The 25,604-nt window shown below is 69.2% G+C and carries 26 protein-coding genes; 16 read left to right on the top strand and 10 right to left on the bottom strand.

Going from position 1 to position 25,604, the window contains the following annotated elements; translation table 11 throughout:
• Positions 1-33: 33 nt before the first annotated feature.
• The gene (locus ACPW96_RS03275; protein ID WP_425881996.1) at positions 34-1,803 is read right to left on the bottom strand and encodes a glycoside hydrolase family 35 protein; all 1,770 of its coding nucleotides are present in this window, start codon (positions 1,801-1,803) and stop codon (positions 34-36) included.
• Between the two features lie 63 nt (positions 1,804-1,866).
• Positions 1,867-2,673, bottom strand: a complete 807-nt coding sequence (locus tag ACPW96_RS03270; protein WP_425881995.1) for a siderophore-interacting protein — start codon at positions 2,671-2,673, stop codon at positions 1,867-1,869.
• Between the two features lie 130 nt (positions 2,674-2,803).
• Here ACPW96_RS03270 and ACPW96_RS03265 point away from each other — a divergent pair, with 130 nt between their 5' ends.
• From ACPW96_RS03265 to ACPW96_RS03230, 8 genes are all read left to right on the top strand, one after another.
• Positions 2,804-3,766, top strand: a complete 963-nt coding sequence (locus ACPW96_RS03265) for a TIGR03557 family F420-dependent LLM class oxidoreductase (RefSeq protein WP_425881994.1) — start codon at positions 2,804-2,806, stop codon at positions 3,764-3,766.
• 222 nt (positions 3,767-3,988) lie between these two features.
• Complete coding sequence (locus tag ACPW96_RS03260; RefSeq protein WP_425819189.1) at positions 3,989-4,159, top strand: hypothetical protein; 171 nt, start codon at positions 3,989-3,991, stop codon at positions 4,157-4,159.
• Positions 4,160-4,235: 76 nt separating this feature from the next.
• The gene (locus tag ACPW96_RS03255; protein WP_425819191.1) at positions 4,236-4,454 is read left to right on the top strand and encodes a hypothetical protein; all 219 of its coding nucleotides are present in this window, start codon (positions 4,236-4,238) and stop codon (positions 4,452-4,454) included.
• 46 nt (positions 4,455-4,500) lie between these two features.
• The gene (locus ACPW96_RS03250; protein WP_425819193.1) at positions 4,501-4,803 is read left to right on the top strand and encodes a hypothetical protein; all 303 of its coding nucleotides are present in this window, start codon (positions 4,501-4,503) and stop codon (positions 4,801-4,803) included.
• On the top strand, positions 4,800-5,882 hold the full coding sequence (locus ACPW96_RS03245) for an iron-containing redox enzyme family protein (RefSeq protein ID WP_425819195.1): 1,083 nt from the start codon (positions 4,800-4,802) through the stop codon (positions 5,880-5,882). Before ACPW96_RS03250 ends, ACPW96_RS03245 begins: the two co-directional genes overlap by 4 nt.
• Entirely contained in the window at positions 5,879-6,844 is a 966-nt protein-coding gene (locus ACPW96_RS03240; protein WP_425819197.1) for a glycosyltransferase, read from the top strand. Before ACPW96_RS03245 ends, ACPW96_RS03240 begins: the two co-directional genes overlap by 4 nt.
• The gene (locus tag ACPW96_RS03235) at positions 6,841-7,077 is read left to right on the top strand and encodes a CDGSH iron-sulfur domain-containing protein (RefSeq protein WP_425819199.1); all 237 of its coding nucleotides are present in this window, start codon (positions 6,841-6,843) and stop codon (positions 7,075-7,077) included. The genes ACPW96_RS03240 and ACPW96_RS03235 overlap by 4 nt, the downstream gene beginning before the upstream one ends.
• Positions 7,074-7,883, top strand: coding sequence for a glycosyltransferase family 2 protein (locus ACPW96_RS03230; protein WP_425819201.1), 810 nt, complete (start codon positions 7,074-7,076; stop codon positions 7,881-7,883). Before ACPW96_RS03235 ends, ACPW96_RS03230 begins: the two co-directional genes overlap by 4 nt.
• On the opposite strand, the gene ACPW96_RS03225 is transcribed toward ACPW96_RS03230, so the two are convergent.
• The 6 genes from ACPW96_RS03225 to ACPW96_RS03200 all read right to left on the bottom strand — a co-directional run bounded on the left by ACPW96_RS03225 (position 7,874) and on the right by ACPW96_RS03200 (position 12,693).
• The gene (locus ACPW96_RS03225) at positions 7,874-9,052 is read right to left on the bottom strand and encodes a YihY/virulence factor BrkB family protein (RefSeq protein ID WP_425819203.1); all 1,179 of its coding nucleotides are present in this window, start codon (positions 9,050-9,052) and stop codon (positions 7,874-7,876) included. The genes ACPW96_RS03230 and ACPW96_RS03225 overlap by 10 nt on opposite strands.
• 71 nt (positions 9,053-9,123) lie before the next feature.
• On the bottom strand, positions 9,124-9,726 hold the full coding sequence (locus ACPW96_RS03220; protein ID WP_425819205.1) for a DUF3618 domain-containing protein: 603 nt from the start codon (positions 9,724-9,726) through the stop codon (positions 9,124-9,126).
• A complete protein-coding gene (locus tag ACPW96_RS03215) occupies positions 9,723-10,139 on the bottom strand; it encodes a phage holin family protein (protein ID WP_425819207.1) in 417 nt (138 codons plus the stop codon). Before ACPW96_RS03215 ends, ACPW96_RS03220 begins: the two co-directional genes overlap by 4 nt.
• Entirely contained in the window at positions 10,117-10,800 is a 684-nt protein-coding gene (locus tag ACPW96_RS03210; RefSeq protein ID WP_425819209.1) for a hypothetical protein, read from the bottom strand. Before ACPW96_RS03210 ends, ACPW96_RS03215 begins: the two co-directional genes overlap by 23 nt.
• A gap of 208 nt (positions 10,801-11,008) precedes the next feature.
• A complete protein-coding gene (locus tag ACPW96_RS03205) occupies positions 11,009-11,959 on the bottom strand; it encodes a manganese catalase family protein (RefSeq protein WP_425819211.1) in 951 nt (316 codons plus the stop codon).
• Positions 11,960-12,090: 131 nt separating this feature from the next.
• Positions 12,091-12,693 carry a flavodoxin family protein gene (locus tag ACPW96_RS03200; protein WP_425819213.1) on the bottom strand — a complete coding sequence of 201 codons (603 nt, stop codon included), beginning with the start codon at positions 12,691-12,693 and terminating at the stop codon, positions 12,091-12,093.
• Between the two features lie 167 nt (positions 12,694-12,860).
• On the opposite strand from ACPW96_RS03200, the gene ACPW96_RS03195 reads away from it, so the two are divergent.
• A complete protein-coding gene (locus tag ACPW96_RS03195) occupies positions 12,861-13,829 on the top strand; it encodes a TIGR03885 family FMN-dependent LLM class oxidoreductase (protein ID WP_425881993.1) in 969 nt (322 codons plus the stop codon).
• Positions 13,826-15,487, top strand: coding sequence for an alpha-amylase family protein (locus ACPW96_RS03190; protein ID WP_425819217.1), 1,662 nt, complete (start codon positions 13,826-13,828; stop codon positions 15,485-15,487). The genes ACPW96_RS03195 and ACPW96_RS03190 overlap by 4 nt, the downstream gene beginning before the upstream one ends.
• Before the next feature lie 128 nt (positions 15,488-15,615).
• Here ACPW96_RS03190 and ACPW96_RS03185 read toward each other — a convergent pair whose 3' ends face one another.
• Positions 15,616-17,001 (bottom strand): MFS transporter, encoded by a 1,386-nt coding sequence (locus ACPW96_RS03185; protein WP_425819219.1) that lies wholly within the window; start codon positions 16,999-17,001, stop codon positions 15,616-15,618.
• Positions 17,002-17,182: 181 nt separating this feature from the next.
• Here ACPW96_RS03185 and ACPW96_RS03180 point away from each other — a divergent pair, with 181 nt between their 5' ends.
• Both ACPW96_RS03180 and ACPW96_RS03175 read left to right on the top strand, forming a co-directional pair.
• On the top strand, positions 17,183-18,376 hold the full coding sequence (locus ACPW96_RS03180; RefSeq protein ID WP_425881992.1) for a MalY/PatB family protein: 1,194 nt from the start codon (positions 17,183-17,185) through the stop codon (positions 18,374-18,376).
• Between the two features lie 187 nt (positions 18,377-18,563).
• Positions 18,564-19,139, top strand: coding sequence for a DUF1992 domain-containing protein (locus tag ACPW96_RS03175; protein WP_425881991.1), 576 nt, complete (start codon positions 18,564-18,566; stop codon positions 19,137-19,139).
• Between the two features lie 8 nt (positions 19,140-19,147).
• On the opposite strand, the gene ACPW96_RS03170 is transcribed toward ACPW96_RS03175, so the two are convergent.
• Positions 19,148-20,362, bottom strand: a complete 1,215-nt coding sequence (locus tag ACPW96_RS03170) for an ROK family protein (protein ID WP_425819223.1) — start codon at positions 20,360-20,362, stop codon at positions 19,148-19,150.
• Between the two features lie 134 nt (positions 20,363-20,496).
• On the opposite strand from ACPW96_RS03170, the gene ACPW96_RS03165 reads away from it, so the two are divergent.
• Genes ACPW96_RS03165 through ACPW96_RS03150 form a run of 4 tightly spaced genes read left to right on the top strand, consistent with a single transcriptional unit; the run spans position 20,497 to position 25,367 of the window.
• Positions 20,497-21,765, top strand: coding sequence for an ABC transporter substrate-binding protein (locus tag ACPW96_RS03165; protein WP_425882139.1), 1,269 nt, complete (start codon positions 20,497-20,499; stop codon positions 21,763-21,765).
• Positions 21,766-21,787: 22 nt separating this feature from the next.
• The gene (locus tag ACPW96_RS03160) at positions 21,788-22,705 is read left to right on the top strand and encodes a carbohydrate ABC transporter permease (protein WP_425819225.1); all 918 of its coding nucleotides are present in this window, start codon (positions 21,788-21,790) and stop codon (positions 22,703-22,705) included.
• Positions 22,705-23,619, top strand: a complete 915-nt coding sequence (locus ACPW96_RS03155) for a carbohydrate ABC transporter permease (RefSeq protein WP_425881990.1) — start codon at positions 22,705-22,707, stop codon at positions 23,617-23,619. Before ACPW96_RS03160 ends, ACPW96_RS03155 begins: the two co-directional genes overlap by 1 nt.
• A gap of 56 nt (positions 23,620-23,675) precedes the next feature.
• Positions 23,676-25,367, top strand: a complete 1,692-nt coding sequence (locus ACPW96_RS03150; RefSeq protein WP_425881989.1) for a glycoside hydrolase family 13 protein — start codon at positions 23,676-23,678, stop codon at positions 25,365-25,367.
• The last annotated feature ends 237 nt before the right edge of the window (positions 25,368-25,604 follow it).

Raw genomic sequence — 25,604 nt, 5'->3', positions numbered from 1 at the left:
CAGCGAAGGCGAGTGCCGAGCGGATGCCGCCGGCTATTCCTCTCGGTCGCCGAGCAGCGGCTCGGCCACGAACCGGGCCGTCGCTTCGCGGATTCCCTCGAGCTCGAGCACGACGACGTCGTTCTCACCCGCGCGCGTCACGGGCCCCGGAACGTACAGCGACCGCTGGGGGCCGTTCCGCCAGTAACGGCCGAGGAAGAATCCGTTCACGAACGCGAAGCCCTTGCCCCAGGCATCCGTATCGAGGAAGAGGTCCGCCGGTCGCTCGAGCGCGAAGGTCCCGCGCAGAGCCACCGGGCCGGCCGCCGGACCTTCTCCGCCGCCACCGGCGGTCGCCGGGGAGACCGTGCGGCGCGCCAGCTCATCGAGGTCGATGGGGGTCGCGGTCCACCCGCCGAGCAGCGACCCGCCGAGGGTCACCGCCCCGATCAGACCCTTCTCTTCGCCGAGTCGGTGCGCGTAGTTGACGCGCCCCTGCTCCTCGACCAGCACCGTCAGCGCCGATCCGCGAGGCACGGCGAGGGTGCGCTCGTGCAGCCCGCGCGACAGGCGCCCGACGGGCGCATCGTCGACGAAAATCCACGCGATGTCGCGCACCTCCTCGAACTCCAGCAACGCCGTGGGGCCATCTCCGAACGCGCCGGCGTCCAGCGCCGCGTCGTACCGCACCAGCGCACCGAGGTGACCGAGCCCCTCGAAGGAGAGCGGAACGTCCGATGAAGAAGTTCCGGGCGCGACCTCGCCCAGCCACTCCGAGACGATCGCCAGCGGTGCCGACGGGGTGGGCGCCGGCTCGGCCAACGGCGGCAGCTCGTCGGGCACCGGCGCATATTTCGCGATCACGTCGCGGAACGCGAAGAACTTCTCGGTCGGGTGACCGGCCTCATCGATGGGTGCGTCGTAGTCGTACGAGGTCACGATCGGCAGGTAGCGGCCCTTGTCGTTCGCGCCGTTCGTGAGAGCGAAATTGGTGCCGCCGTGCACCATGTAGATGTTGATGGATGCCCCGGCCGCCAGCAGAGTGTCGAGCTCCTGCGCGGCGGACGCGACATCCGTCGTGTGATGCACGCCGCCCCACCAGTCGAACCAGCCGTCCCAGAACTCCGAGCACATCAACGGGCCGGTCGGCTGGTGCTCACGCAGGGTGGCCAGGCGCTCGGTCGCACGCGCGCCGAACGAGCCGGTCATGTGCAGTCCGGGGAGGCTTCCATCGCGCAGCATCTGGGGCTGCGGCTGGTCGACCGTCGTCAGCGGAACCGTCACGCCGAGCTCGCGCGTCAGGCGGACCAGTTCGGCGAGGTACGCCTTGTCGGAGCCGTATGCGCCGTACTCGTTCTCGATCTGGACGAGGATGACATTGCCGCCGCGGTCGATCTGCCGCGGGGCGACGATCGCGTACACGTTGCGCAGGAACTCGGTGACCTCGGCAAGGTACGTCGGCTCGGAGCTGCGCAGCCGGGCCCCCGGCATCGAGGTGAGCCACACCGGCAGCCCGCCGTTGTGCCACTCCGCGCAGATGTAGGGTCCGGGGCGCACGATGGCGTTCATCCCCTCGGCAGCCACCGCGTCGAGGAAGCGGCCCAGGTCCAGGCCGCCGCTCGTGTCCCACTCGCCGCGCACCGGGGAGTGGGCGTTCCAGGCTACGTAGGTCTCGATCGTGTTGAGCCCCAGCAGCCGCGCGGTGCGGATGCGATCCGCCCACTGATCCGGGTGCACGCGGAAGTAGTGGATCGCCCCCGACAGCACTCGGTACGGCGCTCCGTCGAGCAGGAAGTCGTGCTCTCCGATGGTGAATCGGGCCATGGGGTCTCCGTTCTCGGCGTGCGCGCCCGGCGCTGTCCCAGGCTAGCGAGCGGGGTGGTCGGCTCAGGAGGCCTCGGCCTGTGCCAGCTCGGACTTCCAGGCCCGGAAGCCGTCCTCCGTGCGGCCGCGCCGCCAGTATCCCGACACGGAGACCTGGTCGCGCGCGAGTCCGTGCTCCTTCAGCAGGAGGGGGCGGAGGCCGTGCATGGTCTCCTGCGCCTCGCCGTGCACGAACGCGTGCACGCGTCCGTCCGGCCACTCCATCGCGCGCAGCGCGCGCACGAGGAGTCCTTCGGTCTCGTCGCCCACGACGTCGCTGCGGTAGACGTGCGTCACGGTCCCGTTCGCGGGCAGCGGCAGCACCGGTTCGTACCCCGGCCGGTCGACCAGCAGCACGACCCGCGCCGTCGCTGAGGGATCGAGCACGTGGAGGGCGGCGGTGATCGCGGGCATCGCCGACTCGTCTCCGACGAGCAGGTGCCAGTCCGCTTCCGGGTCGGGCCGGTACCCGCCACCGGGACCGTTGACCAGCAGCGTGTCGCCCGGCTGCGCGCGGGCGGCCCACGGGCCGGCCACCCCCTCATCCCCGTGCAGGACGAAGTCGATGGCGACGGTCCCTGCATCCAGGTCGGGGAAGATCGCGGTGTACGTGCGCACATCCGGCATGTGCTCGGGCGGGAGGGTGCCGCGAAGGGAGCGGATGTCGAGCGGTTCCGGGTACTCGACGCCGGGCTTGGGGAACACGATCTTGACGTAGCGGTCGGTCTGGACGCTGCCGGCGAAGGCCGAGAGGTCGTCGGAGCGGAAGTGCACGCGCCTCACCACCGGCGTCACCCAGGTGGTCGCCGTCACGGTCAATCGGATGCTCACGTCTGTCCTCCGAGCTTCGGGTCCTCCTTCGACCCTATGCGCGTGCGGCGGGTCGGCGGTCCCGCGCTTCTGCGGCCGAGGGCTTGTCAAGGGGCTTCGGCCACCCCATGCCACTTGTTACGTTCGCGCCATGCAGATCGGATACAAGCTGTCGACAGAGGGCTTCGGGCCCACAGAGATCGTGCGTCAGGCGGTCGCCGCCGAGCGCGCCGGATTCGACTTCGTCGAGATGAGCGACCACTTCCACCCCTGGCTCTCGAGCCAGCAGCACAGCGCGAACACCTGGGTGCTGATGGGGATGATCGCGGCGAAGACCTCGACGATCGGCCTCGTCACCGGGGTCACCTGCCCGTCGTTCCGCTACCACCCGGCGATCGTGGCGCAGATGGCCGCGACCCTCCAGATCGTCTCCGAGAGTCGATTCACCCTGGGCGTCGGTTCCGGCGAGCGGTTGAACGAGCACATCACCGGCCAGGAGTTCCCGTCGGTGAGCAAGCGCCACGAGCGCCTCACCGAGGCCCTGCAGATCATCCGGCTGCTCTGGGAGGGCGGGTACCAGTCCTTCGAGGGCACGCACCTGCAGCTCGACGACGCGCGCGTGTTCGACCTGCCCGACCGGCTGCCCGAGATCTGCGTCGCCGTCAGCGGGCCGGCATCCGTTCGTCTGGCACAGGAGCTGGGCGACGGCATCTTCGCCGTCGAGCCGGATCCGGAGCTGGTCCCGGCATTCCGCTCGAGCGGCAAGGCGGGCCCGGCGTTCGCCGAGGTCCCGCTGTCGTACGCCGTGAACGAACAGTCCGCGATCGACTCCGCGCTCGAGACCGGACGGTTCGCGCTCGCCGGCTGGAAGGTCATGAGCGAGCTTCCGAATCCGGTGAACTTCGACGCCGCGACGCAGACCGTGCGCCCGGAGGACGTGCAGGAGGCGTTCGCGTGCGGGCCGGACGTCGCCAAGCACCTGCAGGCGGCCCAGCCCTACGTCGATGCGGGATTCGACCACCTCGTGATGCAGAACGTCGGGCCGGACCCCGACGCCTTCCTGCGGTTCTTCGCCGACGAGTTGCGTGACGGGCTGCACTCGCTGACGCGCTAGCCCGAGAAATCCGGCACCCCCTTCCGAGGACGCTTGACGCCGGCGAACCCGTCGGCGTAATCTACCCGGCAGTTCAGGGGCAGGACCGCGGATTCACTAGCCCGAAGTGCGCGGACCGTCAAGCCCCTCTCACCTGTGCCCGATTCCGAGGCAACCTCTTGAATGGACATGACCCGCTGTTGGTCATGAACCGATTTCGGACATGCACGAGGAGGTGAGGACATGGCGGTGGACTACCGGGATCCGAACCCACGTGGGCAGCGGACGCTGGAGCACCCCGGGCAGGGCGACCGCCGGCAGCGCGACGGCGAAGACTCGCGCGACACCACGACCGACTTCGCGGCATCGGTGCCGCGGCGCGGAAACGTCCGGCCGGCCGCTCGGCACGAGTGAGCGCACAGCAGTACGGGGGGAACACAGAGGGGCCGGCGCTAGCGTCGGCTCCGCAACGACAGGAAGGTGAGCGGGCGTGACCGACACCCGGGCGGCGCTGCCGCCGATCGAGAAGTGGTGGCCGTACCTGACCATCGGCAGCCGGCACGCCATTCTGCGTGCAGGCGACCGCCCTCTCGAGTACCGCGTGATCGCGGAGATCCAGAGGGCGACCGGCGAAGACGTGCCGGCCGGCATGGTCCTCAGCGATCGGGATCGGCGGTTCGTCGCCAGCCAGATCGAAGCGGACGATTGAGCCCGCACCGCACCGTTTCTGCACGACACGAGAAGGAGTGAGTCCAATGGCGGGCGACACGATGTACCGGCGGATCGAACTGACGTTCATCGGTGAGACCGGCTGGCGCGTGTGCGACGCGTCGGTACCGGAAGACGATGCACGGCGGCTGGTCGCGTTCTTCGAGAGGGTGGATCGGCACATCGAGGTGATCTGGTTCCGGGAGTGCCACGCCTCCCGTCGTTTCGACACGCTGAACGATGCGCTGGACGCGGCCGACGCGGTCATCGAGCACGCCGACTCGGACCGCTCGACGCGACCGATCCCGATCCATCACTTCCCCCCGCGCGCGAGAAAGGCGATCGCGTGAGCGTGTTCACGCCCACGCCATCCCGATCCAGCCACGTCTTCCTTCCCTACGGGCCTCGGGGTCCTCTGAGCCGAGAGCTGCATGCCGTGCTGGGCGCCTCCGCGGACACCCCAGGGCCCAGCGACCTGATGGAGCTGGCTCTGGATGCCGTCGCGCGTGCATCCGACGTCGCGCGCGATGGCGACATCCAGGTGACGCTGCTCACCCTCTACGGCCTGCACTACGGATCGTTCGATCAGTTCGGCGGTGACTGGGAGTGGCACCCGGGACTGATCCGCACACGGGCGGTGCTCGAGCGCGCGTTCGAGGCACAGCTGCGCGCCGAGGTGCCATCGCCGGCGCTGCCGGATCCCTCCGTCGACGCGGTCGCCCGGTTCCTCTTCACCCTGACGGGCGCGCAGGGCGGCCCGAGCCTCGCCCGCTTCATCGCGAAATCCGCCACCAGCGAGCAGCTGCGGGAGCTGCTGATCCAGCGCAGCATCTACACCCTGCGCGAGGCGGATCCGCACTCGTGGGCGATCCCCCGGCTGACCGGCCGCGCGAAGGCGGCACTCGTCGAGATACAGTCCGACGAGTACGGCGGTGGGGTTCCGAGCCGGATGCACTCGGCGATCTTCGCCCAGACCATGCGCGCGCTCGCGCTCGATGACACCTACGGCGCCTACGTCGACGCCGTTCCCGCGGTCACCCTCGCGTCACTGAACATGATGTCGATGTTCGGGCTGAACCGCCGGCTGCGGGGAGCGATCGTCGGGCACCTCGCCGCGTTCGAGATGACCTCGTCGATCCCGAACAGGTTCTACGGCGACGGCTTCCGGCGCCACGGGTTCGACGTGGACGCGACGGAGTACTTCGACGAGCACGTGGAAGCCGATGCGGTGCACGAGCAGATCGCCGGGCGCGACCTGGCCGGGGCGCTGGCCGAGGACGAACCGGTGCTGCTGCCCGACATCGTCTTCGGGGCGGCGGCCTGCCTGGCGGTGGACGGGTGGGTCGGCGAGCACATCCTCGACGCGTGGCGCAGGGGGGACTCGTCTCTGCGGCAGCCCGTTCCCGAGGCAGGGGGAGCCACCACGTGAGATCGCCGCAGCACAGCGCCGAATACGTGCTTCCGCTGCGCTGGGACGAAGACGCCGACCTGCCCGAGCTCACCGGATACCTGGCCGAGCTGGTCGTGCTCCTCGACGTCACCGTGGTCGACGGCTCGCGGGCGGATCTGTTCGAGCGCCACCGCGCCGCGTTTCCCGCCGCGGTGCGGCACCTGGCCCCGGCTGCGTGGCCCGGGGCGAACGGCAAGGCGCGCGGCGTGATGACCGGCATCCAGGCGGCGCGCCATGATCGCGTCGTGATCGCCGACGACGATGTGCGCTACGACGCGGCGACGATCGCCGCGGTGCTGCACAGGCTCGGTGACGCCGACCTCGTCCGTCCCCAGAACGTCTTCCGCCCTTCCCGCTGGCACGCCCGCTGGGACACCGGCCGCACACTGCTGAACCGGGTTTGGGGCGGCGACTACTCCGGCACGCTGGGCGTTCGGCGCTCGTTCGTGCTGGCGCGCGGCGGCTATGACGGCGACGTGCTGTTCGAGAACCTGGAGCTCGAGCGCACGGTGCTCGCGCACGGCGGACGGGTGGATGTCGCCTCCGACGTCTTCGTGGTGCGTCTGCCCCCGACGCCGGCGCAGTTCTGGAATCAGCGCGTGCGGCAGGCCTACGACGACTTCGCGCAACCCGCGCGCCTCGCATTGCACCTCGCAATCCTCCCGGCCCTCGGCTGGGCGCTGTCCGCCCGTCGCCCGGGCGTCGTCGCGGCCGGGGCCGCCGCCGCGATCGGCCTGGCCGAAGTCGGACGGCGACGCGACGGCGGTGCCGCGGTGTTCGACGGGACCGCGGCGCTGTGGGCACCCGTGTGGCTGCTGGAGCGCGCCCTCGCCATCTGGATCGCACTCGGATGCCGGTTGCGCGGAGGAGTGCGCTACCGTGACACACGCATCTTCCGCGCGGCATCCTCGATCCGTTCTCTTCGAAGGAGGTCGGCATGACCCACGCGGAACACCCGCACCGCCGGTCGGAACCGGGGCCCACCATCACCCCCTATCCGAACGGGCCCCTGATCGTCCGCGGGCACGTCACCCTGATCGACGAGCACGGCGACCCGGTCGAGCGGCGCCGCCGCACGATGGCCCTCTGCCGCTGCGGGGTGTCGGCCATCAAGCCGTGGTGCGACGGCACGCACAAGGCGATCGGCTTCACCACGGGGGAGCACGAACGATGAGCGAGGCGACCGCGGCCACCGCATCCATCTCCGTCGTGATCCCGGTGAAGGACGACGCACAGCAGCTGCGGGAGTGCCTTCGGGCACTCGGCCGGCAGACGCGCGCCGCGGACGAGATCATCGTGGTCGACAACGACTCCAGCGACTCCAGCGCCCTCGTGGCCGAAGGGATGGGCGCCCGCGTCGTGCGGCAGGAGGGCGGCGGCATCCCCGCGGCCAGCGCCGCCGGCTACGACGCGGCCCGTGGAGAGATCATCGCGAGACTGGATGCCGACTGCCTGCCGGGCGAGGGATGGCTGGAGCGGATCGCCCAGGACTTCGCCCGTGACGCCGACCTCGCCGCGGTGACGGGCGGGGCGCGTTTCGCCGAGGGCCCGCGGGTGCTGCGCTCTGTGCTGTCGGCGGTGTACCTCGGGTCCTACTTCGCCGTGCTGACGCCCACGCTCGGGCACGCGCCGCTGTTCGGCTCAAACTTCGCGATGCGCCGCTCCGCGTGGGAGGCCGTCTCAGCCGAGGTGCACCGGCACGACATCCTCGTGCACGACGACCTGGACCTCGCGTATCACCTCGGCCGGGATCACCGGATCGGCCTCGACCGGGAGCTGGACATGACGATCTCGATGCGGCCGCTGACCGATCCGTCGTCGTACCTGCTTCGAGTGCGGCGGGGATTTCACACCGTCACTGTGCACTGGCCGCACGAGTTCCCGCCCAGACGGTGGGTGCGTTCGCGTCGGCGCGAACATGAGAACGCGGGCGGGCGAGCGGAGACGCCTCCGCTCGCCCGGCCCTTCACTCAGCGCTGATCCGACCGGCGGCCGGTGCGCTTGCCATCGGAGTCGGCGGGCACCGCTGTCGCGTTCTTGTCGCGGTCCTCGTTCTCGCCGCCGTCGGGGCTGCCGTCGTTCGCGCCGTCGGCAGCGGCCTCCGTCCGGATGCGCCGGCCCTCCTCGATGTCCTTCTGCTCCTTCTCCTCCGCCTTGTCGATCTTCTTGGTGTCGCGAGGAGGCAGCTGGATCGTCTCCTCGGCGGCGATGCCCGCCTGCAGTTGGCGACCCCGCTCCATCTCGGCGTCGAACTCCGCGCCGAACAGAAGCGCGATGTTCACGATCCACAGCCAGAGCAGGAAGATGATCACACCTGCCATCGACCCGTACGTGCGGTCGTAATTCGAGAAGTTGGTGACGTACAGCCCGAACAGCAGCGTCGACACCAGGATCAGCACGATGGCCAGCACGGAGCCGAGACTCAGCCAGCGGAACTTCGGCTGCTTCACGTTCGGCGTGAAGTAGTAGAGGATCGCGATGATCAGCACGACGACCAGGGCGAGCACGGGCCACTTGACGATGTTCCAGATGGTCGTCGCGGTGTCACCGAGACCCAGTGCGTTCCCGACGGCCTCGGCTACGGGACCGGAGACCACGAGCAGGACGGCGGCTACCACCACGAGGACGATGGCGATGACGGTGACGAGCAGCTGAGTGGGCTTCAGCTTCCAGACCGGGCGGCCCTCGGGAATCTCGTAGATGCGGTTCATGGCCCGGCTGAAAGCGCCGACGTAGCCGGATGCCGACCAGATGGCCAGCACGATACCGCTGACGAGCGCGAAGCCCTTGGCCGGTGAGTTGGAGAGCTCTTCGATCGGCCCGCGCAGGGCGTCGGCGCTCTCGCCCGGAGCGAGGGAGTTCACGATGCCCAGGATGGCGTCGGTTGCGTCATTCCCTTGGCCGATCAGACCGAGCAGCGCGAAGATGGCGATCATCGCCGGGAAGAGCGACAGCACACCGAAGTAGGTCAGCGCCGCCGCGATGTCGGTGCACTGGTCGGAGCTGAACTCCCGGATGGTCTTTCCCAGGATGTACTTCCACGACCGCTTGTGGAGGTCATCCGGCGAATCGGGCTTTCTCGGATCCTCGGGGTGAGGAGCGTCTCGGGTGTCGTCGTCGTTCGAGCGGGTAGAAGTGTCGTTGGTCATGGCATCACCTGAGGGGAAGAAAGGCGGGGGGCCGGTTTCCCGGTCCCCCCGCCGATGAGTGTGTCGTTCGGTCAGCTCTGCTGGACGTTCTCTTTGGCCTGCTGAGCCTGGCCCTTGACCTCCTGGGCGGCGCCCTGAGTCTCGGCCTTGACGTTCTGCGCGGCATCCGTCGCCGTGTCCTTCACGGCGGCGGCAGCCTGCTGGGCGGGCTCCTTCAGGTGCTCGCCGACCTCGCGCGCGGCGTCCTTCGCCTTGTCGACGAGGGGCTGCGCGCTGTCCTGCACGTTGCCGGCGACGTCCTTCTCGCGCTCGGACGCAGGAATGAGGGATGCCACCACCAGGCCGACGCCGAACGCGATCAGCCCGACGGCGAGCGGGTTGCCCTCCGCCTTGGCGACGACGCGGTCCTTCGCGTCGACGACACGGTCCTTCGCGTCGGAGAGGCCGGAACCGGCGTCCTGCAGGCTCGAGCCGGCGCTGTAGCGGACGTCATCGGCGGCACCCATGATGCGGGTGCGCACGTTGCCGATGGCCTCCTTGACCTTGCCCTTCTGGCGGTCGACGATCTTCGACGGCGTCACCTTGTCGGCCAGGGCGTCGACGTTCGATCCCAGCTCACTGCGCGTGGCCTCGATCTCGGCGCGGATCTGTTCCGGTGAATCGGTAGTGCTCATCGGTTCTCCTCATTTCTCTGGAATGCTTCCGGTATTTCCTTGAGGGTGTCGACGGTCTGCGGTGCACCCTGGACTTCCTTCAACTTCTTGCGGCCGACGACGAACAGAATGGCGGCGATGATGCCCCAGACGATCGCGACGATCACGGCCGACCAGGCGTTGTTGTCGAGCGCGTAGCCGAGTCCCCACCACGCGGCGATCGAGAGGAACAGCACGGTCAGGTGACCGGCATAGCCGGCACCGCCGAGGAAGCCCGCGCCCTTACCCGCCTTCTTGGCCGACTGGGTGAGCTCAGCCCTGGCCAGCGCGATCTCCTGACGCATGAGCGTCGAGAGGTCGCGGGTCACCTCGGCGAGGAGCTCCCCGAGCGACGAATTCGCCGCCTTGGCCTCAGAGGGAGTCACGTCGGACATAGCCGTCGCCCTCCTCCTCTGCGAGTCCGCCGGACAGCGACGCGGAGCGCTCCGCGTACAGCGGCGTCTCCGCCAGGTCGTCGCTGCCCGTCACCGGGTAGGTGGTCTCCCCGGCCACGCCCGCGTACGACGTCGGCGGGACGGGAGGGGCCGGGCGGTAACCGGCGCTCTGGGAGATGCGCTCCTGGTCGGCCTTCTCGTCGGCGTTGTGCTCGGTGAGCGCACGTGCCAGGCGGCCGGCGACGATACCCGCGACGGCGGCGAGGCCGATGAAGACGCCCGGACGACGGCGCGCGTATCGCTTGACCTCGTCGAGAAGCTCGGCCGGGTCGCGATCGCCGATCCAGGCCGCGGCGCTGGACACGCGATCGGATGCCTGGCGCACGAGGTCGGTGGCGATGCCGCTTGACTGAGGCTGCTCGCCGTTGGCCAGCGAGCGGAGCTCGTCGCCCACGGAGCGAAGACCCGATGCCGCCTTCTGCTGCTGCGCGCCCGCCTGGCTCTGCAACTCGTTCTTGGCCTGGGCGTAGAGATTCTTCGCCTGGTACTTGGCCTCGGATGCGACGTTCTTCGCCTCATCCTTCGCGGTCTCGGCAACGTGACCGGCTTCCGCCTTGGCGGTGTCCTTCACGCCAGCGGCCTCCTGCTTGGCTGCATCCATCGTGCTCTGGGTCTCAGTGGACTCTTCAGGCCTCGTGGCTGAGACCGATCCATAACTCTCGGACATGGTGCCCCTTTCGACTACCGGCCGTTCGACCGGGATTTAGTAGACATTGATACGCGCGGCCCCGCATCTGTTGAACCCCCTTGCCAAATGGGAGGCGTCTGTGTAAACGCGAGCGCGCGGTGTTGCGGGTAGTGCTGCGGGGCTACTTCATCGCCCCGAAAGTCGCGTCGATGTCGGCCATCTCCATCGCCGCCGTCGCCTCGATCAGCTGGCGCAGGTCCTTGTCGGCGCCGGGGGAGAACTCCTCCGGACGCTCCGGTGAGATCGTGAGGGGGAAGCCTTCCGGCGCCTGCTGCGACGCGTCGAGCTGGGTGCCGTCCTTCGAGGGCGAGAGGCCCTGGAAGATCTTTCCGGCTTCGGATGCCGCGGTCAGGTCGAACGAGAACTGCTTGCTCTGCAGACCCTGGTTGAGGAGCTTCTTCACCTCGGGGAACTGCTCGGCGTTCGTCTTCGGGATGGGCAGCGCGGTGCGCCAGTTCACCCCGAGCGTCTCCAGCGCCTTGGCGAAGGCGTTCTCGTGCGCCTGGTCGCGCACGATGAGGTAGGAGATCGTCGAGCGAGCGGTCTTGTTCGACGTCATCTCGTAGAGGCGGCACTTCTGCAGTCGGCCCGTCGACTCGAGCATCAGGTTGTACAGCAGGTCGAGCACCAGGTTGCCGGAGTTGTACACGTAGCTTCCGAGCCACGGGTTGCCGGCGGCATCCACCGGCAGGGCGCCCTGCGCGCCCACCAGATAGTGGTGGATGTTGCTGTGATCCAGGGCGATGTTCAGCGGCGTCGCGCCGCCGTCGCCCGGCTCGTCGACCGGGTCCGTCGGCTTGCCCTTGTACTGCGGCGATCCGTCCAGGAGGCGGGAGATCGTGGTGCCGATCAGCTCGACGTGGCTGATCTCCTCGGTGCCGATTCCCTGGATCAGGTCGCGGTACGGCTTCGCCGACGGGCCGCGGAAGTTGATGCTCTGGAACAGGTACTGCATCATGGTGCGCATCTCGCCGAACTGACCGCCGAGGCCCTCCTGCAGCGCGTTCGCGGCTGCGGGGTCCGGCTCGTCCTGCTCGATCTCGTTGATGAGTCTCTGCACGTGGAAGTACATGGCGCCTCCGTCTTCGGGGTTGGGTCTCCCACTCTGCGACGGTTCCGCGAAGCAGCCAGGACCCTGGACCGACGAGGGCAAGGGGCGCTAAAATCGCCCGCTCGCCTCCTCCGGCCGGGGCCGCGAGGGGATCACGGCGCGGGGTACGGGCTGTCCTGCAGCAGCTTCGCGAGGTGCACGGCGTTGCGCGCGAGCGTCTCGGTGGCGCTCGCGGTCTCCTCGGGCGTCTCGTCCAGATCCTTGTAGTCGACCGTGTGCATCGCCTCGCCGTTCCAGTACGTGCCGCCCTGCGACGGGATGCTGAAGCCCACATCTCCGAGGGCCTGGTAGAGGTCCGCGGTGATCTTGTGGGCGCCGTCCTCGTTGCCCACGACCACGGTGACGGCCACCTTGCCGGTGAGGATCGGACGGCCTTCCTCGTCCGTCTCGGAGAGCTCGGCGTCCAGCCGCTCGATGACCCGCGCGGCGACGCTCGACAGGTGGCCGACCCAGGTGGGCGTGGCGAACACGAGGATGTCGGCCGCAAGGATCTTGGCGCGCACCTGGGGCCACTCGTCCCCGTCGCCCATGTCGGTCTCGGTGCCCGGCCGGACGTCGTAGTCCAGCACCCTGAGCTGCTCCGTCTCGGCACCTCGAGCGGCAAGGGCTTCCAGCACCTGCGTGGCGAGCAGCTCCGTGCTGGAGGATTCGGGGGAGGGCTTGAGGGTGCAGTTGAGTGCGAGCGCGCGGATCATCGGTTTCCTCTCGTCGGGCCGTGGCGGTCCGGTCAGGCCGAGGCTACGGTCGGCACCGCGGATGCCGGAAGCCCTTGACAGCGGGGGCCGGCCGGTCCGCCGTACCCGATGCCCTCGCCATGTGCAAGGCGTTGCCTGGCGGTGGCGGCCCGGGCAAGACTCGATCAATGGTCTTTCTCGGATACCACGCCTCTCACGAGCAGCTCCCGCCCAGCGCGCTGCTGACCGCCGTCCAGGACGCCGAGGCCGCAGGCTTCGACGGCGCGATGTGCTCTGACCACCTCGCCCCATGGGGGGTTCGCCAGGGCGAATCCGGCTATGCCTGGAGCTGGCTGGGGGCGGCGCTGGCGCGCACATCCTTCTCTTTCGGCGTCGTGACGGCGCCGGGGCAGCGATATCACCCGGTCATCGCGGCACAGGCGATCGGCACTCTGGAGGAGATGTTCCCCGGGCGATTCTGGGCGTGCCTCGGCAGCGGCGAGGCGATGAACGAGCACGTCACGGGCGACCCGTGGCCGCCGAAGGGCTTCCGTGACGACCGCCTCGACGAATCGCACGACGTCATCTCCCGGCTCCTCGCCGGCGAAGAGGTGTCGCACGAGGGGACGGTGCGCGTGCACCGCGCCCGGCTGTGGAGCCGGCCGGCCGAGCCGCCGCCGCTGTTCGCGGCCGCGGTCGCCTCCGAGACCGCCGCGCACGTCGCCGGGTGGGCCGATGGACTGGTCACCGTCGCGCAGGACCGGGCGGCGCTCGAGGATGTGGTGGCCGCCTACCGGGGGGCGGGAGGTCGCGGGCCCCTCGCGCTGCAGACGCACGTGGCGCTCGCGGAGGACCGGGAGACGGCTCTGGCGATCGTGCGGGACCAGTGGCGGCACGCTGCGGTCACGGGCCCTCGTCTCTGGGACGTCGAGCAGCCCGAGGACTTCGATGCCGCGGCCGAGGGCGTGGACGACGAGACGCTGCTGAAGTCGGTGCTCATCGCGTCGGACGCACGCGACCTGGCCGCCCAGATCGTGGAGCGGGCCGACGCGGGGTTCGATCGCATCTATCTCCATCACGTCGGCAAGGAGCAGGGTCCCTTCATCGAGCGCGCGCAGCGCGAGCTGCTCCCGGCACTCCGGGAGCTGCTGCCGTGAAGATCACCGACACGGGCGACCTGTGGTGGAAGACCGCCGTCGTCTACTGCCTCGACATCGAGACCTTTCTGGACGAGAACGGCGACGGGATCGGCGACCTCGCCGGCCTGGCCCGCCGCATCGACTACCTCGCCGACCTCGGGGTCACCTGCCTGTGGCTGATGCCGTTCTTCCCTTCCCCCGACCGCGATGACGGCTACGACATCACGGACTTCTACGGGATCGACCCGCGGATCGGCAGCCACGGCGAGCTGGTCGAGGTGCTCCGGACGGCCCGTGACCGCGGCATCCGCGTCATCATCGACCTCGTCGTGAACCACACCTCCGACCGGCATCCGTGGTTCGTCTCCGCAAAGCGCAGCCGCACGTCGCCGTTCCGCGACTACTACGTGTGGCGTGACGAGCCGCCGAAGAAGCAGCAGGAGACGGTGTTCCCCGGCGAGGAGAGCAGCGTCTGGGAGCTCGACGAGAAGAGCGGACAGTACTTCCTGCACAGCTTCTACTCGCACCAGCCCGACCTCAACATCGCCAACCCGCGCGTGCGCGACGAGATCGCCAAGGTCATCGGGTTCTGGCTGCAGCTCGGCGTCTCGGGGTTCCGCGTCGACGCCGTGCCCTTCCTCATCGAGCCGCCGGAAGGCGTCGACATGGGCGACCCGCACGAGTTCCTGCGCGACATCAAAAGGTTCCTGCAGCGCCGCAGCAGCGAGGCTGTCGTGCTCGGCGAGGTGAACGTGCCCTACAAGGAGCAGCTGGAGTACTTCGGCGGCTCGCGCGGCGGCGAGCTCGACCTGCAGTTCGATTTTCTTTCGATGCAGTCGATGTACCTTTCCCTCGTTCGCTCCGACCCCGCGCCGCTGATCCGCACGCTCACCTCGCGTCCCGTCATCCCGCCCGAGACGGCGTGGGCGAATTTCGTGCGCAATCACGACGAGCTCACGCTCGACAAGCTCACGGAGAAGCAGAAGCAGGAGGTCTTCGAGGCGCTCTCGCCCGATCCCTCGCAGCGCGTCTACGACCGCGGCATCACGCGGCGGCTGCCGCCCATGCTCGCCGGCGACCCCCGGCGCGTGCGGATGGTCTACAGCCTGCTGTTCTCCCTTCCCGGCGTGCCCGTGCTCTTCTATGGCGAGGAGATCGGGATGGGGGAGAACGCCGACATCGAGGGACGCCTGGCCGTGCGCACGCCCATGCAGTGGGCGCCGGATGACAAGGGCGGCTTCTCCAGCGCCCCCGCCTCGCGCTTCCCCGCGCCCATCCCGGCGGACGGCTACGCGCCACGGCACGTCAACGTCGCCGACCAGCGCAACGACGACGGCTCGCTGCTGAACTTCATCCGCCACCTCGCGTCGCGATACCGGCTGTCACCGGAGATCGGCTGGGGCGAGTTCGAGGTGCTGCCGCAGGAGGCCCCGGCTCTGCTGGTGCACAGCCTGCGGGCGGATGTCGGGCGCATGATCGCCCTGCACAACTTCGCGGATGTGCCCGCGGTGGCCGCGGTCGTCTTGGACGACGAGCCGGATGACGTGCGGCTTCGCGACCTGTTCAGCGCCGAGGCGCTCGTCCCGGATGACAAGAGACGCTTCGAGATCGAGCTGCCGCCCTACGGGTATCGCTGGCTGCGCGTCGCGCGCCCCGGTGACACCCGGCTCGGGTGACGCCCGGCTCGGTTGACGCCCGGCCCGGGTGACGCCCGGCCCAGTGATCCCGGCCCGGTTGACGCCCCGTCCGGTGATCCCGGCTCCGGGGGCGCGCTCCGGCGACCCTCGCTCCGAGGTGACGGGGCTCAGCGCTTGGTGCGTCGAGCGGTGACGTGCGCTCCGGCGCCGCGGCTGAGCCGCAGCGCCCCTGCCATCGGCAGGAGCAGCAGGGCCGCAGCGACGGCGAAGGCGATGTTGTACGGCAGCATCGCGTCGGTGCCGCCGCCCGCATCCGCCACGATCCGCACGATCGTCGCCGCGAGGGCGATCCCGCCCGCCTGGGCGAGCTGCGCGAGCACGGAGGAGACGGTGTTGGCCGACGCGAGTGCGGCGCCATCGACATCCGCGAACTGCAGCGTGTTGAACGCGGTGAACCCTGTCGAGCGGAACCACCCGCTGACGAACGCGATCACGGTCACGAGCCAGATGGGCCACGCGGCGCCCAGCAGAGCGAGCGCCACGAGCAGCACGAGCGAACCGGCGATCGAGACGAGCAGCACACCGCGGAAGCCCCATCGGTGCAGCTGAACGGTCGCGAGGCTCTTCGCCGCGATGTTGCCCAGGAACAGCGCCGTGACGGGAGCGCTCGCCAGCAGGGCGCTCCAGCCGAGGCCTTCCTGCAGCGCGAGGGCGAGCAGGAACGGCACCGCGCTCACCACGAGGCGGAACACGAACCCGCTGGAGTTGCCGGTGCGGAAGGTCTCGGTGCGGAAGATGCCGAGGTCGACCAGCGGCTGCGTGGTCCGCCGCAGCCACAGCAGCAGCGCAGCGAGCGACAGCGCCGCGATGACCAGCAGCACCGCCGAGGTGAGGTCGAGTCGCGCCGCGCCCTCGAAGGCGAGCAGCACGGCGCAGCAGGCGACGGTCGTCAGCAGCAGCCCCGGAACATCGAGCCGCGTCGGCTCCTCCCGGGTCTTGGGCACGAAGACGAAGGCGAGGACGAGGCCCAGGATGCCGAGCGGAACGTTGATCAGGAAGATCCAGTGCCACGTCGTCACGGTGACGATAAGGCCTCCGACGGCCGGCGCGATGGCGGGTGCGAGCAGCGCGGGCCACGTGATGACCGCGATGGCGCGGATGAGGTCGGATTTCGCCGATGATCGCAGCACGATGAGGCGCCCGACGGGGACCATCATCCCGCCCGCGATGCCCTGCAGCGCACGGAAGACGCAGAGTGCCAGCAGTCCGTCGCTCATGGCGCAGAGCGCCGAGAACACCGTGAAGCCGGCGATCGCGCTCAGGAACACGACCCGAGGTCCGATGCGGGTGGACAGCCATCCGGAGAGCGGGATGCTGCAGGCCACGGCGACGAGGTAGACCGTCATCGCCGCGCCGACGTCTTCCGCGGCGACTCCGAGATCGGCCGCGATGGCCGGTGCTGCGGTGACGAGGATGGTGGCGTCGAGGTTCTCCATGAACATCGCGGCGGCGACGATCCAGGCGGCCGGGGATGTGCGGGAGCGGAGAGACATCCTCCTCATCTTCGCGCACAGGACTGCGCCCCCGGCGAGTGCGGTGCGCGGGCGGCGAAACGGTGCGGCGACACCGAGGCGGCGACACGGGGCGGCGACACCGGGCGTAACACGGCTCGTGGCGGCCGAGGCCTCCGTGTCACCCTGGTCAGGGTGCGGCGTGCGCCCGAGGGGGTGTCGGATGTCGGGGACCATGGTGAGAAGCGGCGTGCTCGATGCGACGCATTCCTTCGACCGCCGCAGCCGCGCGGAGCTCGAGCGCCCATCCAGCCGCAAGTGGAGCCTGCACCCAGGCACGATCGGTGCGTGGGTCGCGGAAATGGACTTCGGCACCGCGCCGGTGGTGACCGAGGCGCTGCATCGCGCGATCGATGACGAGACGCTCGGCTACCTGTCGCCGGCGACCTCCGCCGAGATGGGCGCCGCCACGGCCGGATGGATGAGGCGCGAGTACGGCTGGACGGTCGATCCCGACCGCGTGCACCCGGTGAGCGACGTCATGGCCGCCCTCCGTGTGGCGGTGGAGGAGTTCTCACCCGAGGGCTCCGCCGTGATCGTTCCCACCCCGGCGTACATGCCGTTCCTGACATATCTGCCGTCGATCGGGCGTCCGGTCGTGCAGGTGCCCGGCACGCACACCGACGCGCGCTGGGCGCACGACCTCGACGCGATCGATGCCGCATTCGCCGCCGGAGCGCGCACGCTCGTGCTCTGCAACCCGCATAATCCGACGGGAACCATGCTGTCGCGCGCCGAGCTGGAGGCCATCTCACTGATCGTCGAGCGGCACCGCGGCCGTGTCTTCGCCGACGAGATCCACGCCCCGATCCGATTCGGGGGCCGCCGGCACATTCCGTACGCATCGGTGTCGGATGCCGCCGCCGCGCACTCGGTGACCGGCACGAGCGCCTCGAAGGCCTGGAACATCCCGGGACTGAAGGCCGCGCAGCTGATCACCTCGAACGACGCCGACGAGGAGCGCTACCGCCGCTTCGGATTCGCCACCGCGCACGGGGCCTCCACGCTGGGGGTGCTCGCGTCGACGGCGGCCTACGCCTCGGGCGGCGAGTGGCTCGCCGGCGTGACGGCGTACCTCGAGGCCAGCCGCGAGGCTCTCGAGGCGCTCGTGCGTTCGGAGCTCCCCGGCGCGCGCTTCACCGCCCCCGATGCCACGTACCTCGGGTGGCTCGATGTCGGCGACTTCGACATCCCCGGCTCACCCGCCGAGTTCTTCCGCATGCACGCCGGGGTGGCCCTCACCGACGGAGCGCTGTGCGGCGCGGGCGCCGAGGGGTTCGTCCGCCTCGTCTTCGCGATGCCGAGGCCGCTTCTCGAAGAGGCGATCCGTTCCATGGGCGACGCGCTCCGCCGCTGAGCGCCGGGTGGTTCGCGGTGCGCGGCCGGGCCGGCTCGTTCGCGCTGCACTATCTGCCTTGCGCGTAGTCACTTATCGGCGCGCGCGACGATAAGTGCAGCGCGAGCGGAAGCGACCCGATCGCGACACCAATCGGAGCCCGTTCTCGCGCCATCGATTAACCTCGAAGGGACGCGTGGAGGGAACCGTGGCGCAGGACAGCAGGGATGCCGCGATGCGATACCGCCTCGAGAAGGAGGCGCGCGAGCGCGGCGAAGAGCCGGAGGCGGACGGCGAGGCATCCGCGCGCGGCTTCACGAACGAGGAGCGCGCCGCCATCGTCGAGGTCGCGATCGAACAGGCGATCCGACGTGGAGAGTTCAAGGATCTTCCCGGTGCGGGAAAGCCGATCCCCGGGCTCGGCGCGACCCACGATCCGGACTGGTGGATCCGCCGCAAGATCGAGCGGGAGCGCCTCACGGGTCTCGGGCCGCCGGCCCTCACCCTTCGCACCGAGTTCGCCGAACTGGACCAGCGGCTCGATGCCCTCCGTCGCGAGAGCGACGTGCGGGAGTACCTCGAGGACTTCAACCGCCGCGTCATCGAGGCGCGGCGGCAGCTGCTGGGCGGACCGCCGGTGGTCACGCCGACCGTGGACGTCGACGAACGCGTCGCGCAGTGGTCGGAGCGACAGGATGCGGCGGCGCGCCGCGCCGCGGAGCAGGACGCACGCGAGGCACCGCCCCAGCGCCGCTGGCGGCTCCGCATCCGCCGCCCCGGCTGAAGCGCGGGTCAGACCGCAGGGCGCAGCCCCTGAGCGAGGTCGAGCACGCCGGCGCGGGCCACCTCCAGCGCGGCCGCCACCGCGCCGATGCACACGACGTCGCCGCCGAGCTGCGAGGCGACGAGCTCCGGCGCCGGAAGGTCGAGCTCGCCTGGAAGCGACACGCTCGCGGCCGCCACCACTTCGGCCGCTCCCTCCGAGATCGCTCCGGAGACCACGACCCTGCGGGGATCGAACAGGCTGCCGAACATCCCGGCGACGACACCGAGCATCGCGCTCACCCGATCGACGATGCGCTGGGCGTCAGGATCGCCCGCACGTGCGGCCAGGAGCACGGCGCGGCCGTCCAGCTCGGCGGGGTCGAGGCGAGCGAGAGGGCTCCCGGGCGACAGCTCGCCGGCGGCCGCGGCTTCGCGTGCCCACTGGGCGGCTCGGTAGCCCAGTCCCCAGGCTCCCTCGACGCCGATCACGTGATCGAAGGCCACCATCTCGCCCACGCCGCCGTGTGCGCCGCGCAGAAGGGTGCCGTCCACGACGACCCCGGCGCCGAGGCGCTCACCGGCGAGCAGCGTCACGTAGTCGCGGCATCCGACCGCTGCGCCGACCGACCCCTCCGCGACCGCCGCGAGAGACGCGTCGTTCTCGACCCGGACGATCGGAACCCATGCGCCGAACAGCTCGGCGAAGTCGGGGTTCATCCGCAGCCAGAATCCTGCGCGGTGGGGCGGTGACTTCCCCTCCCGGTCCACGGGGGCCGGCACGCCGATGCAGATGGCCAGCACGTCCTCCCGAGGGCGTGCCGCCGCGTCGAGCGCGGCATCCACCGCCCTCTCGGCGGCTGCGCGGCGCTCATCGGGAGCATCGCGCCCCTCGTCGAGTTCCACGTGATGCCGTGCGAGCTCCGCGCCGCGCAGATCCGCCACGGATGTCGTGATGTGCAGGCGGCCGGCATCGATGCCGACGACGACCGCGGCATCCGCACGGAGCTCGAAGCGCCGCGCCGGCCGGCCCTTCTGGTACTGGCCGCCGGCGCGGGCATTGGGCAGTTCGCGCAGCAGCCCCAGTTCGGCGAGCTCATCGAGCACGGCGATCGTCGTGGAGCGTGTGAGCCCCACTGCCGACATCGCTTCGCTCGCCGTGAAGACGCCGATATCCCAGGCGTACGCGAGCACCGCGTCGAGGCTGGCGCGGCGCAGAGAAGCAGGAGCAGTCGGGCTGGACAAGGGTCTTGACCTTTCGGGTCGCTCCCTGCATTATGGTCGATACCGATTTGATTCGAGTAGTAAATCTATTAGCCGAACCAATCAGATCCCGCATCACCGACGATGGCACGTGGAAGGACAGCGACGTGGCTGCAATGACACAACGACGATGGATGAGGGTGGCCGCGGCCGCGGCGGGGCTCGCCCTCATGGGCGGTCCGCTCGCGGCCTGCTCTGCGTCCTCTGGCGGCCGGGAGACCATCCGGTTCGCTTTCGCCAAGCCCGAGGCCATTCCCTACATGAGGGAACTCGTTCAGGAGTACAACGACTCGCAGGATGAAGTGAACGTGACTCTCGACACCTCCGGCGTCGACGCGTTCTCGGCGGGATTCGTCCGTGGGGATCCACCCGACATCGGGTTGAACAACTACAACCAGGAGACCGCGCGCTTCATCCAGCGCTGCGCCATGTCGGATCTCTCCGACACGGAGGCGGCGCAGAGCGTTCGAGAAGACCTGACCCCGTTCATGGAGCAGTTCGGCGTCTGCCCCGGCCGCACGAGCGCGATTCCGTACTCGATCATGGGCGCCGCGGTGATCTACAACAAGGAGATCTTCGAGCAGAACGATCTTGACGTGCCGGAGACGTGGGACGAGCTCATCCAAGTGTGCGAGACACTCACGGCGGCAGGGGTCACACCGTTCTACGCGACCTTCGCAGACAACTGGACGATCGGGCAGGGCTGGTACGACTACACGGTAGGCGGCATGCTCGACACGGTCGAATTCTTCGACCAGCTCGCCGAAGAGGGTGTGAACGTCGGACCGAACTCGGCGGTCTCGTTCCAGAAGGACCAGGCCGAACCCGTCGACAAGATGCTCGAGCTGTCCCAGTACGTCAACCCCGACGCCGCCAGCCGCGGCTACGGCGACGGCAACACGGCGATGGCCAATGGCGAAGCCGCGATGTACCTGCAGGGCCCCTGGGCGCTCGGCGAGATCGCCAAGGCCGCCCCCGACCTCGACCTCGGAATGTTCCCGCTGCCGGTCACCGATGACCCCGACGACCTCAAGGCCCGCATCAACATGGACCTGGCCGCCTGGATTCCGGAGGCCTCGGAGCACCAGGAAGCGGCACGGGCGTTCCTCGAGTACCTGTACCAGCCGGAGATCATCCAGGAGTACAACCAGTCGCAACTGGGCTTCCTTCCGACGAAGGATGCCCCACCGGTGTCGGACGAGCGCATCAAGGGTCTTGAGGAGTACATCAACGCGGGCGACATGTACCAGGGTTCGACGCAGCTCGTGCCACGAGCGATCCCGATCATGAACTACGCGCAGGCCATCATGCTGGGCAGCGACCCGCAGAGGATCCTCAGCAACATCGACGCCGACTATGCGCGGCTCGCCTTCCGTCAGCAGTGATCCGGGAACAAAGGAGTTTCTCATGACAACAACGACAACTCTCGTCACGCAGGGCAAGCGACAAGCAGGGCAGGCGCGCCCACGCAAGCGCGTCGAGGCCATCTACTACTGGTTCCTGGTTCCCACCCTGATCCTGTTCACGCTGGCGATCACGGTCCCCGCTGTGATCGGCATCTTCTTCAGCTTCACGAACTCCATCGGCCTCGGGGAGTGGAAGTTCATCGGGCTGACGAACTACGTCGCCCTGTTCGCCGACCCGCTGGTCATCCAGAGTTACGGGTTCACGTTCGGGTTCTCGCTCGTCACGGTCGTCCTGGTGAACATCATCGCCCTGCTCCTCGCGGTGGCGCTGACCTCGCGGATCCGGCTGAAGACGCCGCTGCGCACGATCTTCGTGATCCCGATGGTGATCTCGGCCATCGTCATCGCGTTCGTCTTCAAGTTCCTGTTCTCGAACTCGGTGCCGGCGTTCGGCACCATCTCCGGCATCACGTGGCTCCAGGAGAGCATCCTGGCCAAACCGGACTGGGCCTGGCTGGCGATCGTGATCGTGACGGCGTGGCAGGCGATCCCGGGGGCGCTCCTCATCTACATCGCCGGCATCCTGTCGATTCCCGGCGAGGTGTACGAAGCGGCCGACATCGACGGGGCGAGCAAGACCCAGCAGCTCACGCGCATCACGATCCCGCTCATGTTCGGCTACATCGTGATCAACGTGATCCTGGGCTTCAAGGGCTTCCTGAACGCGTACGACGTCATCAAGGGTCTCACCGGCGGCGGCCCCGGCACCTCGACCTACAGCATCGCGATGACGGTCGTCTCGGGACTCACCACCGGCGACTATGCCTTCCAGATGGCGAACGCGACGGTGTTCTTCGTGATCACTGTCGTCATCGCCGTCATCCAACTCTCCATCACTCGCGGAAGGAACGCCCTCTGATGTCTGTTCAGCCAGCTCTCGTCGTCGAAACGGTCGAGGCCACCGAAACCCTCGAAGGCGTTCACCCCAGACCGGCGGGGGGCCGATTCGGCATGGAGCGGGTCAACTGGACCGGCACCATCATCCTCATCCTCTGCGCGGTCACGGTCCTGCTGCCGCTGTACGTCACCGTCGCGATGGCGTTCAAGACGACCGCCCAGGCGGTCGACGGCAACGCGTTCTCGCTTCCGGCCCCGTTCAGCGTCGAGGGCTTCGTCGCGGCGTGGAACCTCACGAACTTCCCGGTCGGGGCCGCCATGTCGGTGATCGTCACGGCGGGCACGGTCCTCTTGACGATCTTCCTCGCGGCGTTCGCCTCGTACGCGATCGTCCGCAACTGGGATCGCAAGTTCTTCCGCTACTCGTTCTTCTACCTGCTTGCGGCCATGTTCATCCCGTTCCCCGTCGTCGCCCTCCCGCAGGTGCAGCTGACCGGGCTGGTCGGGCTGGCCAACCCCGGCGGCGTGATCATCCTCGCGACCATGTTCCAGTTGAGCTTCAGCGTGCTGCTGTTCACGGCGTTCCTCCGCTCGATCCCGTTCGAGCTCGAGGAGAGTGCGCGCATCGACGGTGCGACAACGTGGCAGACCTTCTGGCACATGATCTTCCCGCTGCTTGCACCGATGAGCGCGACGATCGGCATCTTCGCGTTCCTGTACGCGTGGAACGACTTCATGATGCCCTCGCTCATCATCGCCGACCCGGCCCTGCAGACCCTCCCCGTGGTGAATTCCCTGTTCCAGTCGCAGTTCAGCAACAACTACAACGTGTCGTTCGCGTCGTACCTCATGACCATGGCCCCCGCGATCATCGTGTATCTGTTCGCGCAGCGCTGGGTCATGGAAGGTGTGACCCAGGGTGCTGTGAAGGGCTGACGCCCGGCATCCTCGTTCCGCAGATCAATCCCGCCCTACGAAAGGAACCCGCTCCCGTGACGAGCGCACCGAACACCCAGTTGCAGACCGAGGCGTCGCTCGACAGCGAGAAGGCGCCGTGGTGGCGGCAGGCCGCCGTCTATCAGGTGTATCCGCGCAGCTTCGCCGACGCCGACGGCGACGGTCTCGGGGACATCCCGGGCATCGCGTCCAAGGCGGACTACCTGGCCGAGCTGGGAATCGACGCGGTGTGGCTGAGCCCGTTCTATCCGTCCGAGCTGGCCGACGGGGGGTACGACGTCGCCGACTACCGGAACGTCGACCCCCGCCTCGGCACGCTCGCCGACTTCGATGCCCTCGTCGCGGCGCTGCACGCCCGCGGCATCCGGGTCGTCGTCGACATCGTGCCGAACCACACGTCGGACCGGCACGTCTGGTTCGAGGAGGCCCTCGCCTCCGCTCCCGGTTCGGCGGCGCGCGAGCGTTACATCTTCCGCGAGGGCACAGGGCCGGACGGCGCCCTGCCCCCGACCGACTGGGAGTCGATGTTCGGCGGGTCGGCGTGGGAGCGCGTGCCCGACGGCCAGTGGTACCTGCACCACTTCGCGGTGGAGCAGCCCGACCTCAACTGGGACAACCAGGAAGTGCGGGCCGATTTTGTGCGCACTCTGCGGTTCTGGTCGGACCGCGGCGTCGACGGGTTCCGCATCGACGTGGCGCACATGCTCACGAAGGACCTCACCGAGCCGCTGCCCTCCAAGGCCGAGCTCGAGGCGATGCCGCGCGACGGCCGGCACCCGCTCATCGACCGCGACGACGTGCACGACGTGTACGCAGAGTGGCGCAGGGTCTTCAACGAGTACGACCCCCCGCGCACCGCCGTGGCGGAAGCGTGGGTGGACTCATCCCGCGTGCCGCTCTACGCGAGCGCCGAGAGCCTCGGCCAGGCGTTCAACTTCGAGCTGCTGGAGGCCGACTTCGAGGCCGGTCAGTTCCAGCGCATCGTCAGGGACAACCTCGCCCTCGCGAAGCTGTCGGGTTCATCGACGACGTGGGTGCTCTCCAACCACGACGTCGTGCGCCATCCGACGCGCTACGGGCTGCCGCATCCCGAGCGCGACGCCGACGGGCGGCCCGCGCGCAAGCACGGCAACGAGTGGCTGCTGTCGGGGGGCATGCAGCCGGTGCTCGACCGTGTGGGCGGACTACGCCGCGCACGGGCCGCCACCCTCTTCGTGCTGGGCCTGCCCGGTTCCGCGTACCTCTACCAGGGGGAGGAACTCGGCCTGCACGAGGTGGCGGAGATCCCCGACGCGCTGCGCCAGGACCCGACCTTCTTCCGCAGTCCCGGTGTGGACAAGGGACGGGACGGATGCCGCGTGCCGCTGCCCTGGAGCGAGGGGGGCCGGTCGTTCGGCTTCGGCGACGGCGGGGCGCACCTGCCCCAGCCGTCGTGGTTCGCCCTGCACGCCGTCGACGTGGAGGACGGTCGGCCGGACTCGACGCTCACGATGTACCGCCGCGCCCTCGCCCTCCGGCACGAGCTGCAGACCGACGAAGAGCTCGACTGGATCGACACCGGGCGGGCCGATGTGCTGCGCTTCGCGCGCCCCAACGGCTGGCAGGTCGTGACGAACTTCGGCACGGAGCCCTTCGAGCTCGACCGCGCCGACGTGCTGCTCGCGAGCGACGAGGCGCCGCTCGGCATCGTGCCGGGAGAGACCACGGTCTGGCTCGCGCCGAACTGAGGCGCGGGTGGGGCGGGGCGCCCGGGGGACGGGTGCGCCCGCCCGGCTGCCGTCGGGCGCGCACCCGGGAGCACAATCGACGGCGATAAGCGTGCCTGGGCAAGGATCGGGTCCCGAAGCGGACGGATCTGTGCCCGGGTGCACGCAGCATAGAAGCACTTCCACCGGCAGCACGAGCGCATGGCCCCGGCGACCCTGGCCGGGCAGCCGGGCAGGCGGCGCTGCGGACCGGGCCTG

Source organism: Micromonospora sp. DT81.3, from assembly GCF_049847225.1.
Classification (GTDB): Bacteria; Actinomycetota; Actinomycetes; order Actinomycetales; family Microbacteriaceae; genus Microbacterium.
The sequence above is the reverse complement of the archived record's forward strand: the minus strand, read 5'-3'. Positions and strand labels throughout refer to the sequence as shown.